A 17,323-nucleotide genomic window follows, 5' to 3' on the forward strand; every position below is an offset into this window, starting at 1 on the left:
TCAGACTTTATTGTCACTTCCACAGTCTTTCTGGAGGCAATTACCAATCAAAGTCTGGATCAAAGTCATCGTCGGTATATGTAGCTAAGTCCTTTCTAGGGTCTTCTGCTGGATGATTATTGTAATAGAAGTTATCCAATAAGCTGATGTAACTTTGGCATCCATCTACGGAACCGTCATAGGTACGAGATTCTACATCCAATGAATTTTCAACTGTAATTAACTCTACTTTACAACGAACGTATAACGCCTGCTCAGGCTTTTCCATTCAGCGCTCATCAAAAATAAAATTCCCCACATCTAGTCAGAAACGATCGTCAATTTACTCCAACCGCCTACTTTTCCCTCCCAAACTGACCAATAAAACACCACAAATTCAACCACTAAGCTCCCTACCCCACTATTCACAAAATTTATTTCCCTCCCATACGCACCTAGCCTCCTATCAGAGAAATAAAACTCTGCGCTAATTCACACAAAAGTAGTTTGCTTAAATTTAATTCCTATTTATGAAATCGCGGTTTTTATATTTAAGAAATTAGCACCTAGATCAGTGACTCTGTTCACGCAATTTCGCGTTGTTTGATCTTGCTCTAATAATCCCTTGCACCCATGAAACGCCCCTTCTCATTAGTGCCATTCATTTGATTTTGGTGGAGGCGTAATCTTATTTGCAACGAAACGAGAATCGTCCAAAGAGGCGAAAGTGAGATGAGGCAATGTTATTAAAACCCGTTCTATCACCACTGCAAGCAGCGGCCAAAATTGAAGATGGCATGACCTTGATGGTTGGTGGTTTTATGACAATCGGTTCACCAGAAAAGGTGATTGATGCGATTGTTGAAAGTGGCGTAAAAAACCTAACTGTAATTTGTAATGACGCCGGCCTACCAGGTAAAGGTGTGGGCAAGCTAATTGAAACTGGCCAAGTTAGTAAACTTGTCGCTTCTCACATCGGCTTAAACCGAATTGCTGGAGACAAAATGAACTCTGGTGAGATGGAAGTTGAGTTGGTTCCTCAAGGCACATTGGTTGAGCAGATTCGTGCAGCTGGTGCTGGCCTTGGTGGCGTTCTGACTAAAACTGGTGTTGGTACTCTAGTTCAAGAAGGCAAACGCGTTATTGAAATTGAAGGCGAAGAGTTCCTGCTTGAACTGCCACGCAAAGCTGACGTTTCTCTTCTTAAAGCATCAACCTGTGATGTGTTTGGTAACACGCTCTACAACAAAACGACCAAAAACTTCAATCCAGTAATGGCAACAGCTGCAAGCCTAGTATTTGTAGAGCCTGAAGAAGTGGTTGATGCGGGTAAATACTCCGTGGATGCATTTACTACACCATCTGTACTAATTGACTACATCGTAGGGTAATCGACATGGACAAAAAGCAAATGAGAAACCTAGTCGCACAACGTGTTGCTCAAGAGCTCAATACTGGCGACTTGGTAAACCTGGGAATTGGTATGCCAACTTTAGTTGCTGGCTTTGTTGACCCAGACAAGCACATCGTTTTTCAATCTGAAAATGGCATGGTTGGCATCGCAGGATCGCCAGAAGAAGGCCAAGAAGATTGGGAACTGACTGACGCAGGTGGTTCACCTAAAACCGCTATCGAAGGCGCAGCCTATTTTGATTCTAGCCTTTCGTTCTCCCTTATTCGTGGCGGACATGTAGACGCAACGGTACTCGGTGCGATGGAAGTTGACCGCAACGGTAACTTAGCCAACTACATGATCCCTAAAAAGCTTATCGCTGGTATGGGCGGCGCAATGGACCTAGTAAGTGGTGCAAAGCGCGTAATCATCATGATGGATCACTGCAACAAACACGGTGAAAGCAAAATCTTAGATGAGTGCACATTACCCCTTACCGCAAAAGGTCAAGTAAACCTAATTATTACTGATTTAGCCGTTATAGAAGTAGTGCCAGAAGGCTTACTACTAAAAGAAGTGGCACCTCACAGCAGCATCGAAGAGGTTATCCAAAAAACGGCAACAGAATTAATCATTCCTACAAATGTCGTAACATTCGGAGCATAAAAATGAAAGCAATTAAATTATCTGAAGTGAGTGCATACAACCCGCCAAGCCACCACGGCACGGTATCTTTGAAGCTGCAAGGCGAAGCTGAAACTGGCGTGACTAAGTTTTGGCAAGGACTGTCATATTTCCTACCAAATGGCGGCGCAGATTGGCAGTACGACGAAGGCATGCCAGCGGCTGAATTTGAAAAAACGTATTTCGTAGTTAGCGGTGAGCTAGTGGTTATTGATGGCGATGAAAAAGAATACGTCATTAAAAAAGGTGACTCTATCGCCTTCCTACCAAACGAAGGTCGACGCCTAGAAAACCGCACCAATGAAACTGCTTCGGCACTGGTGACGTTCTCTACTTGTTAAGTCGTTAAATAAAAAATTAAGAATCATCTAAACCAAATTTAATAGGACATAGAAAGATGGCAATGACCTCAACGTGGAGCAACGAATTTGCTCAAAACATTTTTGACCTTAAAGACAAAGTAGCGGTAATTACTGGCGGTAACGGCACTCTTGGCGCAGCTTACGCACAAGCATTTGCATTGCACGGCGCTAAAGTCGTAGTCACTGCACGTAACATGCAAACTCTAGAAGAAACAGTAGCTTCTGTACGTGAAGTTGGCGGTGAGTGTGTAGCAATTACTTCTGATGTAACGAACCCACAAAAAGTTCAAGAATTGGTTGATGAAATCGATACTCGCTTTGGTCGCATCGACATTCTAGTCAATAACGCAGGCATGGCTTTCCGTGCTCCTGCTGAAGAAATGCCAACAGATAAGTTCAACCAAGTAATGAACGTAAACGTAACGGGTACGCTTGTTCCTTGTCAGGTATTTGGACAGTACTTCATGAAGCAAGGCCACGGCAAAATCGTGAACACTTCTTCAGTACGCGGCTTCTGTGGTCACCCAGATGGCTACACAGCATATGCAGCATCAAAAGCAGCAGTAGATAGCCTAACTAAGCAGCTTTCAACTGAATGGTCTCTAAAAGGCGCTAAACAAGGCTTTACCATCAATGTGAACGCGATTGCTCCTACTCTAGTTAAATCTCCACTAACTCAAGAGATTTGTGAAGACCCAGCACGTATCGCTCCGTTCTTGGCTCGTCTTCCAATGGGTCGCGTAGCAGAAACAAACGACATGATTGGCTTGGTTCTATTCCTGTCTGCACCAGCATCTAACTTCATCAACGGCCAAATCATTTATGTTGATGGCGGCTGTACAGCGGGATAAGGAAGCACTATGAAGCATCAAGATATTAAGAACATCACCATCGTAGGTGGCTCGGGCATGATGGGCGTGGGTATCGCGCAAATCTTCGCCTCGGGTGGTCGTAACGTAACTATTAAAACGCGTAACGTGTCTAAGTGTACCGCCGTTGAAGATATGAGCAGCCAGCTTGATATGTTCATCCAAGAAGGCCTACTTGAAGAGCACAGAAAATCAGACATTTTAGACCGTATCAACATTACAGCTGACGCTATTGAAGCGTACGAAAATGCGGATCTAATTTTTGAATCTGTACCTGAAGTAATGGACATCAAACACGCTACGTTCAAAGAGATGGAACAGTACGCACGTCCAGACTGCATCTTCGCTTCTGGCACATCAGTGAAATCTATCACTGAAATTGCCGAAGTGGTTGAGAAGAAAGAGCGCGTGATTGGCATGCACTTCTGGAACCCAGCGGTACTGATTCCTCTAGTAGAAGTTATCCGCACAGAAGACACCGATGAAGAAGTTTTCCAAGCGTCATTCGACTTGCTAGAAGATTGTGGCAAAGCACCGGCTAAATGCATGAAAGACGTTCCTGGTTTCCTAGCAAACCGTCTACAACATGCCCTATGGCGTGAAGCGTTCTACATGCTAGACGAAGGCATTGCTGACCCGAAAACCATCGATGACTGTATTAAAAATTCATTTGGTTTCCGCGTTCCTCAACTTGCACCGTTTGAAAACGCAGACATGGTTTCAACAGAGCTTAGCCTAAACATTCATAAGTACATGTTTGAGCACCTTTACTCTGGTACTGAGCCAAGCAGCAAGCTTAAAGAGTTGGTTGAAGCAGGCAAAAGCGGTTTTGCAACAGGCGAAGGTTTCCAAACATGGACACAAGAGCAAGCAGCAGAATCGAAAACCAATCTATTTAAATATCTGATTGATCAAACCAAGTACCGCCGTAAGCAGCTAGAAGAAGCATAACTCTCGGCATTAAAAATAACGTAAAGGGCTTGTCACAAGCGCAAGCCCATTTAACAAATTTGAAGGTAACTATTATGACATCTATTTTTGAAGGCAAAGTAATCATCGACCTGTCGCACCCAATTGGTTCTCAATCTCCACAGTGGCCTTACTTCCCACAACCTGAGATCACTCGTGCACACGGCCTAGCAAAATCAGGCGTACTAACCCAATTCTTCAAAATGCCAATGCACTGTGGTACTCACGCGGATTCTCCTCGCCACGTAATTGAAACTGAGTTTGACGGCCGTCGTGCTCGTTACACTCACGAAATGGAACTGGACTCTTACTGTGGTAAAGCAGTTTGTCTTGACCTTTCACACCTACCTCAGTGGTCTCTGATCAAAGCAGAAGACATGGATGCAGCAGTAGAAGCTGTTGAAGGCCTAGAGTTTGCTGACCTAAAAGACATGATCGTCATTATCTACACTGGCATGTGCAAACTTTGGGATGACAGCAAGCAGTACTACCACTACGCAACAGGCGTTGGCGCTTCTGTTGGTCACTGGTGTATGAAGCATGACATCAAAGCACTAGGCGTAGACCAACAAGCACTAGACCACCCTCTACACACATCTATCGGTGAAAAATCAGCGGGACGTCTATCAATGAACCTTGAAGGTTACTCTGGTTACCCACTGAAGAAAGAATTCATCGAGAAATTTGGTGAAGCAGAATACGCACACTTTGATCGTGACATGTACAAAGAAATTCACGGCGAAGAAGCTTACAAAGAATTGTACGGCATGGTTGAAGAAAAAGGCCTAAGCAACGGTACATGGGAACCTTGTCACAAGCTGCTACTGGGTAACGGTAAAGTAGGTTGGGAAAACGTAGGTGGCCAAGTTGAGAAAGTAAAAGGCCGTCGTTTCGATATCGTTGGTGCTCCACTGAACCTTTACTGTGGTGATGGTTCTATGACTCGCCTAATGGCTGTTATCGACGCAGACAAAGTTGTTGATTGTCCTGACCGTCTATACCCATACGGTGACCACTAATCACCCGTTCATACACTGAACAAAGAAATTGATTAGCTCCAAGCCGGAGCAAACGCTCCGGCTTATTTAAACAAATTATTAAGCACAATAGCTTCCATTGATATCGGTTTTATCCCTACGGATTACCCACATAAATGAATCGATACTAATGGCGTTTTAGCAACACATTATTTTATATCCTTGGTCGGTGAGATACCCGGTCATAAAGAATAATAAACATCGGTGGCAATGATCACTGTGAGAAACAAAAGGATTCCCATGAAAGACGTAGTAATTGTAAGCGCAAAACGTACTGCAATCGGTGCCTACTTAGGTGCTTTCACCAACATCTCTCCTATCGATCTGGGTGTAACAGCGGTCAAAGCTGCTTTAGCCGACGCCAAGGTAAAACCAGAGCAAGTCGATAACCTGATTTTTGGTAACGTATTGTCAGCAGGCCTAGGCCAAAACCCAGCGCGCCAGGTAGCTAAATTTAGTGGTATTCCTGATGAAGCAACGGCAAACGTGGTTTCTATGGTATGTGGTTCAGGTCTAAAAGCGGTAATGGATGCGGTTCTACAAATTCAAACCGGTGAAGCTGAAATCGTTGTCGCAGGCGGCTCTGAATCAATGTCAAACGCAGCCCACATCCTTGGTTCACACCGCACAGGCGTGAAAATGGGACACTCTCAACTCACAGACATCATGCTAAACGATGGCTTGGTTGATGCATTTGGTGGCTTCCATATGGGCATCACCGCAGAAAACCTAGCAAGCAAATACGAGATCTCTCGTGAAGAGCAAGATGCTTACGCAGTTCAATCTCAAAACCGCGCAGAAGCGGCAATTACTGCAGGCAAATTTAAAGATGAAATTGCACCACACACTATCTCTAGTCGTCGCGGTGACACTATCGTCGATACTGATGAATTCCCACGCTTTGGCGCAACTTTAGAGACCATCAGCAAGCCTCGCCCAGCCTTCAAAAAAGACGGCACAGTAACTGCGGCAAACGCATCTGGCCTAAACGATGGCGCAGCTGCCATTGTATTAATGAGCAAAGACAAAGCGCAAGAACTTGGCCTAACACCAATGGTTACTATTCGCTCACAAGGCGCAGCCGGTGTTGATCCTGAAGTTATGGGTTACGCACCTGTACCTGCTTCTGAAAAAGCGCTGCAAAAAGCGGGTATTTCAGTTCGCGATTTAGACCTAGTTGAAGCAAACGAAGCGTTTGCATCTCAAGCACTTTCTGTAGTGAAAGGGTTAGACCTAGACCCAGCAATTACCAACGTCAATGGCGGCGCAATTGCTATCGGTCACCCAATTGGCGCAAGTGGCGCACGTATTTTAGTCACACTGGTTCATGAACTTACTAAACGTAACCAACGTTACGGCCTAGCAACTTTATGTATCGGTGGCGGTCAAGGTGTTGCATTAGTCGTTGAAAATGAAAACGTATAAATAACTTATTTATTAATAACGTTATTTAAAAGTAATTAAGGTCGCCCTGCTTAAATAATATTTGCAGGGCACATAAAACAAATACTGGGGAATTCCCCAATACATTATTAAATATAAGAGGTTCTATTATGTCTCTAGCAAATAAACGTATCCTAACTGTTGCATGTACTGGCGCTTTCCCTAAAAAAGAACAATCAGAATTTGTTCCTTTGACTCCTCGTGAGCAAGCTGACGAAATTATTGCTTGTCATGCTGCTGGTGCTTCAATTGCACACATCCACGTTCGTGATGACGAAACTAACTCATCAATGGACATCGCAAAATTCCGTGAAGTAGTAGGTTATGTTCGCGAAGCTGAGTGTGACATCGTTCTTAACTTAACTACATCAGGCGACCTAAGCGCGACTGACGAAATCCGTATGCTTCCATTCCAAGAGCTACACCCAGAAATCGCAACTTGTGATGCGGGTACTATGAACTGGATGCACTCTGTAATTTTTGAAAACAGCCCTCGCTTCCTAAGCAAGCTATTGGTTGAAATGCCTAAGCACAACGTAACACCAGAAATCGAAATCTTCGATATTGGTATGATTCACAACGTTAAGTTCTACCGCGACCAAATCAACAAAGCAAATGCTAAGCGCGAAGAAGGCACAGAAGAAATTCCAAACCCATTCACAGCACCTCACTTCCAGTTTGTACTAGGTGCAGCAGGTGGTTCTCCAGCTGAAGTACACATTCTTCTACAAATGCTAGATGAAGTACGTCGTTTCTGGGGTCAAAACTTTACTTGGGGTGCACTGGGTATCGGTCGTAACCACCTACCAATGATCAACGCAGTTATCGCTCTTGGCGGTCACCTACGTGTAGGTATGGAAGATAACGTATTGTTCCGTCGTGGTCAGTTGGCAAAATCTAACGTTGAGTTTGTAGAGCGTACTAAGCAAATGCTTGCACTTAATGACCTAGAAATTGCAACTCCAGATGAAACTCGTCAAATTCTTAAACTAAATAAAGCTAACTTCCCTACTTGGAAGTCATACGAATAAAATATAATTATTATAATAATCAAGTAACTACGATTTACCTACCTTTGGAGCCCTTAATGGGCTCCTTTTTTATTTAAACAATTTGTCATACAAATATATATATTCTTACAGGTTAATATAAATTATAGATCGATCACAATATGTCTTTATATTTTTGTTATTTCTATTATATAGATGTAAGTTTATCAAAAATTACTCTGTGCCAATATTATGAATAATACGTCTAACATACTTCCAGCTTCTCATGAACCCGTAGATCCTCAACTTGTGGCTCAAATGATGTTCTTTACCGTTTTAGTTGAAGCCGGCTCGATGACTAAAGCATCGGAGATTATGGACATATCCACTTCTACAGGGTCCCGCTGGCTGGCTGACCTGGAAACAGAGTTGAGTGTGACGCTTTATCGCCGCAACGACAAAGCTAACCGTATCACTGAAGCGGGTGATCACCTTTATCAGAACTTTAAAAACATCAATTCTAAGATTCAGATCCTAAAGAATGAGTTGACCCAGTTCACTAAGGAAAAACGCGGTACAGTGCGCATTTGTAGCAGCCCTGTGTATGCCGAAAATGTCATCCTGCCATTAGTATCTGAGTTTGTTAGGGACAACCCTATGGTGAATATCCAGATGACCATTTCACCGCGTGGTTTAGAGCAGCACAAAGACAATGACTTCATCATTTCTGCCATTGCAGGCTCGGCTATCTCTAAAGAAGGTGACCTCAACTTAGTACGCCGTAGCTTGCTTTCTGAACGCTTTGTCGTGGTAGCATCACCAGAGTTTATTCGACTCAATGCCGAGCCTCTAGTGCCTGAAGACCTTACTGAATTGCGCTGTTTATACTCAAAATCATTAAGCGGAAAGAACAACTGGGTGTTCAAACAAGGCAACGAAGCACGCATTATCACAGTAAATAAAACCATTGAGTTGTCCGACGCTAAAATGATTGCGACTGGCGCTGTAAACGGTGGTGGTGTGGCTTATCTACCCGAATTTTTGGTGAAAAAACACATCCGAAATGGCGACTTAATTGAGCTATTAACCGATTACCAAACCGATGATTGGTTTTTAAATCTTTACTATCCGCCACAGCGTTTTATGACCAGTACAGTAAACGCATTTAAAGAACACTTATTATCAAATCATAGAGAAAAAGTGAAAATATTTGATTAATATCACTATTAAAAATAATACTTAAAACGTATCCCTTTAATGGGAAATTTATTTCTTTCAGTGCAAATTTAATTATTAGTTAGAGTGAGCCTCATCTTATTTTTATATTAAAAAAGCACGTATTATTTATTCAGTTCTTAATAATAAGTCGAAATTAAAATAACGGCCGTTAATTAATTAGACCAACCCTACATATAATATTCGAGGCAAAGATGAGCAATATATTACTCATGGTACTGATATATAATGCAATTGTTATAGGCGGTATCGGTTGGTATTTAAAATGGAAAGAATCTCAAACTAACGAAGTCACCGACATGGCTCTTGGCGGCCGTGACGCGAACATAGCAATGTTCTCTGTGACCCTTGCAATCACCTATCTTGGGTCCGCCCACGTTTATGGTCTCATGGAGATGTCCTTCGTACTTGGTGCGGTCGCTCTATGGTTCTGTTTCGCTCACACCATTCTTATCTGTGTTATCTGTTTAGGTACTGGACGTTGGATTCGCCGTATTGGTTGTGCAACTATTCCTGAGCTGATTGGCCAGTTATACAACAAACAACTTCGTACTTACACAGCTTGTGTTGGCGCAATGGTCGTCTTTGGTCTGGTGACTCTAGAGACGCAAACGCTGGGTATAGGTATCTCTGCAATGTCAGGCTGGTCTCTGGGTTGGTCTGCAGTATTGGGGGCAATAATTGGTACAGCTTATGTAACTATGGGCGGCATCAAGCAAACAATGTGGGTGAACCTAATCAATGCGGTAGTCATGTATGGTTCAATTATCATTGCTGGTATCTACTTAGCCTTTGTTCTACCAAATGGTTGGGAAGGTGTTACGCAGTACTACGTAGCTCACGATCAAGAGTTCAAACTGTCTATCTTAGCAACGCCAGACATTCTGGTAGGCTTCTCGCTAGCGGCTATCTTCTCTGTTGTATTTGCTCAGTCAGTAAACCAACAAGGTATGCAGGCAGCAATGTCAGCTAAAGATGAGAAAGTTATCAAGCGCTCACTATGGATTGCAGCTCCAGTAAACGGTCTATTTGGTGTATTCCCAGTTCTGGTTGGCCTAGCAGCGGCAACGATTCCTGAGTTTGCACAGCTTGGTCCAAAACTTGCGGGTGCGACCCTGATTGTTGAACTGCTACCTACTTGGTTGGTTATTCTTCTGCAAGCGGGTTTCCTAGGTGCTCTACTCTCTACTTTCGCAATGTCAGCACTTGCTCCGGCAACGATTTTTGCAAAAGACATTATCGGTGCCAATGTGGAAGGTGGACTTTCTCCAGAAAAAGAGAAGAAACTCATCCGCAAAGTAATCATGATTATTGGTGCTCTTGCTGCGGCAATGACTCTGTTCTTACAACCTAACGTTATCCTAGCTATCACTTGGTTGTTTGCATGGTTAGTACCTTTCTTCTTCATCATCATCACTGGATTGTTCTGGAAGCGTAACTTGATGGTTGCTCAAACCGTAGTGATGTCTTCGTGGGTTATCAACCTAGTATGGTCATTCACCGATATCAAACATACTTTAGGCTTATCTATGCTAGAGAACGCACATATCGTAGCCATCGTAGCTCTGGTCACCACAGTGGTGGGTAATAGCGTAGTGAAGCACTCACGACCTGCTCTATTTAAAGAACAAAAACTAAATAAAGAGGCGAAAAAAGCCCAAGTTAATTTAAAAGAGGAACGTGTTTAATGAACTTAGCAGCTGAACTATTCCTAACAGCGTTTGGAACAATTATGGGGATTGTGATTGTCTTTTCCGTAATTGCACGATTAATCAGTAACGAAGATAAAGGGGAAGAATAATGGGACTAGATGGATTTACACAAGTTTGGATGGGCGGAATCATCTTCTTTGGTGTGGTGTTCTACTTGTTTGCCATGCGCTACGCTCATCACTGTGAAAGCGATAACAAAAAGAAATAACAAAAGAAAATAATAATAACTACAATCGCTGAACATCTTATTAGCCAGTCATACCCCCGTGTGACTGGTTTTTTTACATCTTGTCTTAATCCACTACTCATACAAATAAATATTTGAACTTCGTCACAAAAAAGGTAATATTGTCGCTTCAAAAGTTAAAACTGAGAATGACGATATGGATCTTGATACAACAATCTGGATGGCAATCCTTTTATGTTTCGCTGGAGCTACTTACAGTTACGCTACATATTTAGGTAGCAAGAACAAAGATTAGTCTTTAGAAACAACTACATATTTTGTAGTGCTATACAGATTTAAAGAATATTGATTGCTGGTGGTTCAGTCTGATAAGCCAGCTTCACACAGCAAAACAAGCGGTACATTCCTCCCTTGAGAATCGCTCTCTTCTCCCCCTCAAATTAGCCACATGCTGCCTACCCGCTTCCACCCCCATTGCATAACCAATATCCAATAATTTTCTCTTACGAGTTAAGCGTTTAACTGGAAAATTCTCTGGCGGAGCAATCACCCGAATCGTCGCATCACTGGGTGGGAAACGAATAAACTGCAAAGCTTGATTGTAGCGTTTAGCTCTAGTGGCGAGCGTTTCAGCCACTTTGGGCGTGTTGCGTAATAAACGTTTCATCAGCCAATAAGAGCTAGACTCTGGCATGTTGTAAGAAAGTGGATGAGAAAGAATGACAGTGATATCTCGAGCACCGCGACGATAAGCTTCTTTTACTGGGATAGAATCTGCCACTGCGCCATCAGTAAAACAGCCACCAGCAAAACAAGGCGGATGTTTATAGGCAATAGGCAGCGCCGTGGTCGCTTCAATGACCCCAGACATATTCTCTTTAGAGACCCTAAAATATTTTGCCTGTCCAGATTCAATGTCGGTGGTAGCGGCGTAAAGAGGTATGGAATTAAACAGAGTATCGAGCTCAATTGGGTATTGCTCCATCGAAGCATCGCTGAGCCATTTCACGTCCGTCAAGTTTCCGCCAACTGCAAAACGAGACACGCTATAAAAATGCTTAGAAGTGGCAAGCTCGGTAATCACTTGATAACTGCGCTGTCTTTTCTTTGCCAGATAGCCCAGTAAGTTAGATGCCCCTGCCGACACGCCAATCGCAAAGTCAAAAGGCTGATGCCCACAATCTAAATAAGCGTCAAGTACACCCGCAGCAAAAATGCCACGCATTGCCCCACCCTCTACAACCAATGCTTTCTTATCCACAATACATTCCCTAAATTTAACTAGGGCTAGGATAAAGGGCTAACGAGAGTAAAAGAATTCAGTAATAATTATTATTTTGATAGGCAGAAGCTATTGAACTGTAGGTTTTGATGGTAGGGCTTAACTCCCAATCAAAACATACAGCCACTTTTTCGCTCACGCTGATCAACTTAACGTTGAGGTAAACACATACGGCAGTTGTTGCTTTTTGGCTAAATACATCGCCCTATCTGTTTTCTCTATTAACGCTGATAATTCATGGTCGTCGTGCGGATAAATACCAATTCCAATACTGACCCCAACCGTGAGTTCAGCATCAACTTTATCTACCGACACAGGCTCTGAGATTAATTGATGTAGCTTGCTTGCAATGCCTTTGGCTTCTTTTTCATAGTTGTTGTGGTCATTGATATTAAACAATATTAGGAATTCATCCCCACCAACTCGAAAACAAATATCGCTACTACGCAACCGCCCCGTCAAACGAGTGGATATCTCAACCAGAAGCTGATCACCAATATCATGCCCATAGGTGTCATTGATTAACTTAAACCCATTTAAGTCTAGATAGGCCACTCCCAGACAACCAGAATCTAGCACTCTTAATGACTGATTAGACAATACACTATCAAGGTGTCGCTTATTAAATAAACCTGTTAGCGCATCAGTATTGGCTTCATCCTTTAGCTCATCTATCAGCTGTTGAACCCTTGAGTAATCCTGCAAGGTTGCGATTCCACACCTCTTACCATTAAACACAATATTCGCTATAGAAATTCTGGCGTTAAACCCATCACCATTGGCATTTCTACAAGGCATAATGCTTCTAGACATCATGGCTCTAGCTTGTGATTGGTTAAGTACAAAGTGACTCACTTTGGCATCGTGATGATTGGTCGCATCCGGTAGCATCAAGTCGTTCGGTTTTAGGGTCAGTAAAACCTCCCTTTCATAACCAAATAACCGAGCACATGACTTATTCGCAAACACAATATTGGAATACTGATCCACAATCAAAATTGCATCCGCCAAAAAATCTAAAAACCGAGAGATTTCATCCGATTGTTCCATTACTACACATCCATGTTCATTAATACGTATTAACAATTTAACTTCATATGTATAACTTTGATTGCATACAAAATCCACATATAAATATTGATTCGCACCAGTTATTAAGTACGATTGGTATAAACTACAAAAGTTCACTATCAGCATTGGATAAAGCCAAATGCTTTTCTGCCTCTTTGGTCATTTTATCTATGCTGTAAGTTGAACCAGACATACTAAAGCGAGACACTTTAAACTTGCCGTTTTCCATAGGAATAGCGATACCCAGTTGCTTGCTTTTTTTAACAGTCGCTTCAATATCATCAAAGTTTTCAAATATCAGCACATTCTGACCGTCAACCCGACCTCCGCAATGCAGCATAGTATTCATCGAACCCGAATCAGAGTTAACAAGTGCCGGATACTTATTCCCATTGGTACACTTGATATCAACCCCAGTGATATACATGCAGTTTTCGGATTCAAAGTAACAGTACTTACCAAACACATGCCCACTCTTGTTTAGAGTCGCCGCATAAAAATACTCAGAGCCATCAGTATCTATCACCCAATCTTTATGGGGTTTCTCAGCAGATAAAGCTGAGCCTGCATAAAACAAACACAGAGTTAGTAAAATTAATTTTTTCATAGCGTTACGACCAAATACTTCAAATTTATAATGGAAACCTTCAATACATACTATATAACGGTATACAGACAAAACCTGACGCTCGATATCAAATCAAGCTGATTTAACAACAATTTTGCTGCAAATTGACTCTTTACAGCAAATCAAAACGACACTTGCCCACATTTGCCCTTAGTGACAAAACTAACATGGCTAAATACGATGCAAAGAAAATAGTTGAAGAGTGTTTTCGCTAGAGAGTAGCACAGAAGATAATGCGAAGAAGTAGAGCTAAACATTTGATTACGCTAGATACAACAAAGCCCCGACTTTCGTCGAGGCTTTATCATTTAAATAATGGTACCGGTGGGCGGACTTGAACCGCCACGCCCGAAGGCAACGGATTTTGAATCCGTCGTGTATACCAATTTCACCACACCGGCACTGCATACCTTGAAGGTATGTGTCGCATTATACGTAACCGAACCCGTCACGCAAGGATAAAAATAGTAATTATGATTCGTTCGCGTATTTTTTAAACATGAAGCGCACTTTTTTACACTGTACTGCTTTGCACGGAGCGGGCAAATGGCTATTCTGAATTTCAAAATACAATTATTAGAATATCAGGAAAATGAACTCACAAAATACCTTACCTAAAGCGGGTTTGATGCGACGTTTAAGTGCTTGGCTTTATGATGCATTTATCATTATCGCGATTGAAATGATGGCCGCTGGGCTTGTTGTCGCCATCTTTGAGGCTCTAGTGGCGGCAGGTATGATGGACTATGGTCAATATATTGATGCTAGTGATTACCTCACTCGTCATCCGCTGTGGAGTGTGTTGTTTACCTTGTACTTAGCGACGGTTTGGATTGGCTTTTTTGTGTTTTTCTGGACAAGAGCTGGGCAGACTATTGGGATGCGAGCTTGGAAACTGCGAGTACAAAATAACGATGGTTCGCTCATCAGTGTCACTCAGGCTTGTATTCGCGTTGCAACTTCGGCGTTTGGTCTAAGTAACCTATCTGTTCCACTGGATAACCAAAAACGTGGTTTCCATGATGTGTGGGCAAAAACCGAAGTCGTGGTACTGCCAAAAGTATAATACCCGCTTAGAGTTACCCTCATTAAAAAAGGAAGGCGCAATGCCTTCCTTTTCTGTTTTAACTTCTGCGCTAGCTTACAACTTACGCCGCAACAAGATAATCGCCACTAACATAAAGGCGATACTTGGCGCGATGGCCCCCCACATAGGTGGCACTTGATACACCACGCTCAGCGGGCCAAAAAACTCCGATGAAATATAAAACGTGAAGCCGGCAATGACCCCAGACAGTATCCTTGCCCCCATAGTAACACTACGCAATGGGCCAAAGACAAACGACAGTGCCAACATCATCATTACAGCGATAGACAATGGCTGAGTGATCTTACGCCAGAAGGCTAAATCATAGCGTGAGGCATCTTGTTCTGAGTCTTTCAGATAGGTGACGTAACTGTATAAGCCGGTTAAAGAGAGCTCCTCGGGCTTAACCGTGACTATCTCAAGCCGCTCTGGCACTAAGGTGGTTTGCCAATTTAAACTGGCTTCTTTCTCTTTACTCACCTGAGTTTCGTTGGTGTAAAGCGTGGTGGTCACTTGGTTAAGTTTCCACGTTTTATCGCCAATATAGTTAGCATCTTTGGCAAACATACTTCTGATCAGCTCTTTATTCTGGTCATACTCCCAGATATTGACCGCCTGAAGCTTGTCGTCATTCACTCGGCCAATATAGATAAAGTCATCACCATCTTTTGCCCAAACGCCTGAGCGAGTGGATACCATATGCCCCCCAGAAATAGAGGCGGTACGAAGGTCTCGTGCCATTTTTTGCGCTTGTGGTGCACCCCATTCGCCCAATAGCATAACCATCAACATCAGTGGCACTGCGGTTTTAAGCACTGACATACCAATATTAACTTTGGAATAGCCCGCCGCTTGCATAACTGTCAGCTCTGAACTGGTTGCTAATGTGCCTAAAGCAATCAAGGCTCCTAGCAACGCAGCCATAGGGAAGAACATTTCGATATCACGAGGCACACTCAGAAGAACAAAATACAGTGCGTGCAACAGATCGTACGTGCCGCGCCCTACTTTTCGTAACTGCTCAACATATTTGATAATGCCAGATAGGCCAACTAGGGTAACTAAACATATGCTAGAGGTCGCAATGATAGTTCTGCCTATGTATAAATCTAGAATCTTAAACACTTAAGAAGCCCTCTTCTGGCGAATCTTATCTTTCCAACGTCGCACTGGCAGACTGTCTATTGAGTTTAAGACAATGCCAACCACGAGCAAACTTATGTTCATTGGCCACATCCCCACAACATCGGAGATTTTACCCTCTTCTATCGCAGATTTCGCGGCACTGATTGCCATAAAGTATGCCAAATAAAACAAGATGGCAGGTCCCATTTTAGCAAAGCGCCCTTGCCTTGGGTTTACCGCAGACAATGGGATAACCACCAAGGTTAATAATGGAATACAGATAATTAAGCTGATGCGCCAATGTAGCTCTGCTTTCGCTTTTGGATCTGGGTTATTAAACAGCTGAATAGTTGGAATTGCCTCAAAGTCTCGACCTTTAGGTTTCACTTCTCGCTGACCGATGAGTGCATCATACTCATCAAAATTGGTCTTCATATAATCCAGCTGAGTCGGAATCCCTTCATAGCGGGTACCGTTATACAGAGTTAAAATCTGACGACCATCAGATAACTCTTTTGCTTCTCCAGAATCTGCAAACGCCACACTTGGACGAATTGAACCTTCACCCACTGTTTGCGCAACAAATACATTGGTTAATTTTTTGTCTTTTAAATCGTCAATAAAGACCACCGCACTGCCGTCTGGCGTGCTTTGGAATTGACCTTTTTGCAATAACTCTACACTAGTCTCTGCGGCCAACTTATCCATTATCTGCGCTTCTTTATCTTGAGACCAAGGCGCAAAGTACAATGAGTTGAATGCAGCAATACCAGAAGTGATAAGTGCAAGGTACAACGCAGCCTGAATCAGAAATTTATTTCCGATCCCAGTTGCATTCATTACTGTAATCTCACTTTCAGCATATAAACGTCCGAAAGTAAGTAAAATACCTATATATAGACTCAGTGGTAGCATCAACAAGCCCATGGCGGGCATGTTTAGACCAACTACAGTCATAATAAGTCTGGCGGGAATGTCGCCATTTGAGGCATCGGCCAACACACTGATAAACCTTTGGCTTAGAAAGATTAAAAACAGTACGAAAAAGATGGCCAGCTGACTCTTGATTGTCTCGCGGATCAAATATCTAACAATAATCACGCTAAAGTCCCTATAAGCTTGGATGCAAAACTTGTATTTTTACAGGAATCGCTATAATTTCTGAATGAACCTTTTATTTTTCAAATTTACTGACTAATCGATAATCAATTAACTTGCTTATACTCATTGAGTAAACATAGCTCTTGACCAAGATTCAACAAGTTAAGCA

Annotated in this window: 17 protein-coding genes and 1 tRNA gene; 11 read left to right on the forward strand and 7 right to left on the reverse strand. The window is 42.7% G+C overall.

The features are described 5' to 3' along the window. Positions 1–40 precede the first annotated feature (40 nt). Complete coding sequence (locus OCU38_RS10895; RefSeq protein ID WP_261823080.1) at positions 41–268, reverse strand: hypothetical protein; 228 nt, start codon at positions 266–268, stop codon at positions 41–43. A gap of 451 nt (positions 269–719) precedes the next feature. Here OCU38_RS10895 and OCU38_RS10900 point away from each other — a divergent pair, with 451 nt between their 5' ends. From OCU38_RS10900 to OCU38_RS10945, 10 genes are all read left to right on the forward strand, one after another. Next, on the forward strand, positions 720–1,370 hold the full coding sequence (locus tag OCU38_RS10900; protein WP_261823081.1) for a CoA transferase subunit A: 651 nt from the start codon (positions 720–722) through the stop codon (positions 1,368–1,370). A 5-nt stretch (positions 1,371–1,375) separates the two neighbouring features. Beyond that, on the forward strand, positions 1,376–2,038 hold the full coding sequence (locus OCU38_RS10905) for a 3-oxoacid CoA-transferase subunit B (protein WP_261823082.1): 663 nt from the start codon (positions 1,376–1,378) through the stop codon (positions 2,036–2,038). 2 nt (positions 2,039–2,040) lie between these two features. Next, complete coding sequence (locus tag OCU38_RS10910; RefSeq protein ID WP_023404151.1) at positions 2,041–2,397, forward strand: cupin domain-containing protein; 357 nt, start codon at positions 2,041–2,043, stop codon at positions 2,395–2,397. 56 nt (positions 2,398–2,453) lie between these two features. Next, positions 2,454–3,269, forward strand: coding sequence for an SDR family NAD(P)-dependent oxidoreductase (locus tag OCU38_RS10915; RefSeq protein WP_261823083.1), 816 nt, complete (start codon positions 2,454–2,456; stop codon positions 3,267–3,269). Positions 3,270–3,278: 9 nt separating this feature from the next. Then, positions 3,279–4,238, forward strand: coding sequence for a 3-hydroxyacyl-CoA dehydrogenase family protein (locus OCU38_RS10920; RefSeq protein WP_261823084.1), 960 nt, complete (start codon positions 3,279–3,281; stop codon positions 4,236–4,238). Between the two features lie 74 nt (positions 4,239–4,312). After that, positions 4,313–5,275, forward strand: a complete 963-nt coding sequence (locus tag OCU38_RS10925) for a cyclase family protein (protein WP_261823085.1) — start codon at positions 4,313–4,315, stop codon at positions 5,273–5,275. A 258-nt stretch (positions 5,276–5,533) separates the two neighbouring features. Continuing rightward, positions 5,534–6,718 (forward strand): acetyl-CoA C-acetyltransferase, encoded by a 1,185-nt coding sequence (locus OCU38_RS10930; protein ID WP_261823086.1) that lies wholly within the window; start codon positions 5,534–5,536, stop codon positions 6,716–6,718. Between the two features lie 128 nt (positions 6,719–6,846). Then, the gene (locus tag OCU38_RS10935; protein ID WP_261823087.1) at positions 6,847–7,767 is read left to right on the forward strand and encodes a BKACE family enzyme; all 921 of its coding nucleotides are present in this window, start codon (positions 6,847–6,849) and stop codon (positions 7,765–7,767) included. A gap of 210 nt (positions 7,768–7,977) precedes the next feature. Then, entirely contained in the window at positions 7,978–8,943 is a 966-nt protein-coding gene (locus OCU38_RS10940; RefSeq protein ID WP_261823088.1) for a LysR family transcriptional regulator, read from the forward strand. 212 nt (positions 8,944–9,155) lie between these two features. After that, positions 9,156–10,649 carry a sodium:solute symporter family protein gene (locus OCU38_RS10945; RefSeq protein WP_261823089.1) on the forward strand — a complete coding sequence of 498 codons (1,494 nt, stop codon included), beginning with the start codon at positions 9,156–9,158 and terminating at the stop codon, positions 10,647–10,649. 590 nt (positions 10,650–11,239) lie between these two features. Here the strand turns inward: OCU38_RS10945 and OCU38_RS10950 are convergent. The 4 genes from OCU38_RS10950 to OCU38_RS10965 form a co-directional block, all read right to left on the reverse strand. Next, on the reverse strand, positions 11,240–12,121 hold the full coding sequence (locus tag OCU38_RS10950) for a patatin-like phospholipase family protein (protein ID WP_261823090.1): 882 nt from the start codon (positions 12,119–12,121) through the stop codon (positions 11,240–11,242). Positions 12,122–12,286: 165 nt separating this feature from the next. Next, positions 12,287–13,192, reverse strand: a complete 906-nt coding sequence (locus OCU38_RS10955; protein ID WP_261823091.1) for a sensor domain-containing diguanylate cyclase — start codon at positions 13,190–13,192, stop codon at positions 12,287–12,289. Between the two features lie 124 nt (positions 13,193–13,316). Beyond that, positions 13,317–13,820 (reverse strand): hypothetical protein, encoded by a 504-nt coding sequence (locus OCU38_RS10960; protein ID WP_261823092.1) that lies wholly within the window; start codon positions 13,818–13,820, stop codon positions 13,317–13,319. A gap of 337 nt (positions 13,821–14,157) precedes the next feature. Next, positions 14,158–14,242 (reverse strand) — tRNA-Leu (locus OCU38_RS10965). A 191-nt stretch (positions 14,243–14,433) separates the two neighbouring features. On the opposite strand from OCU38_RS10965, the gene OCU38_RS10970 reads away from it, so the two are divergent. After that, positions 14,434–14,907 (forward strand): RDD family protein, encoded by a 474-nt coding sequence (locus OCU38_RS10970; protein ID WP_261823093.1) that lies wholly within the window; start codon positions 14,434–14,436, stop codon positions 14,905–14,907. A gap of 75 nt (positions 14,908–14,982) precedes the next feature. On the opposite strand, the gene lptG is transcribed toward OCU38_RS10970, so the two are convergent. Together lptG and lptF are read right to left on the reverse strand one after the other, a co-directional pair. Next, positions 14,983–16,053, reverse strand: coding sequence for an LPS export ABC transporter permease LptG (gene lptG / locus OCU38_RS10975; RefSeq protein ID WP_261823094.1), 1,071 nt, complete (start codon positions 16,051–16,053; stop codon positions 14,983–14,985). Further along, positions 16,054–17,154, reverse strand: a complete 1,101-nt coding sequence (lptF, locus tag OCU38_RS10980) for an LPS export ABC transporter permease LptF (RefSeq protein ID WP_261823095.1) — start codon at positions 17,152–17,154, stop codon at positions 16,054–16,056. Between the last annotated feature and the right edge of the window lie 169 nt (positions 17,155–17,323).

Source organism: Vibrio neonatus (assembly GCF_024346975.1).
Lineage (GTDB): Bacteria > Pseudomonadota > Gammaproteobacteria > Enterobacterales > Vibrionaceae > Vibrio > Vibrio neonatus.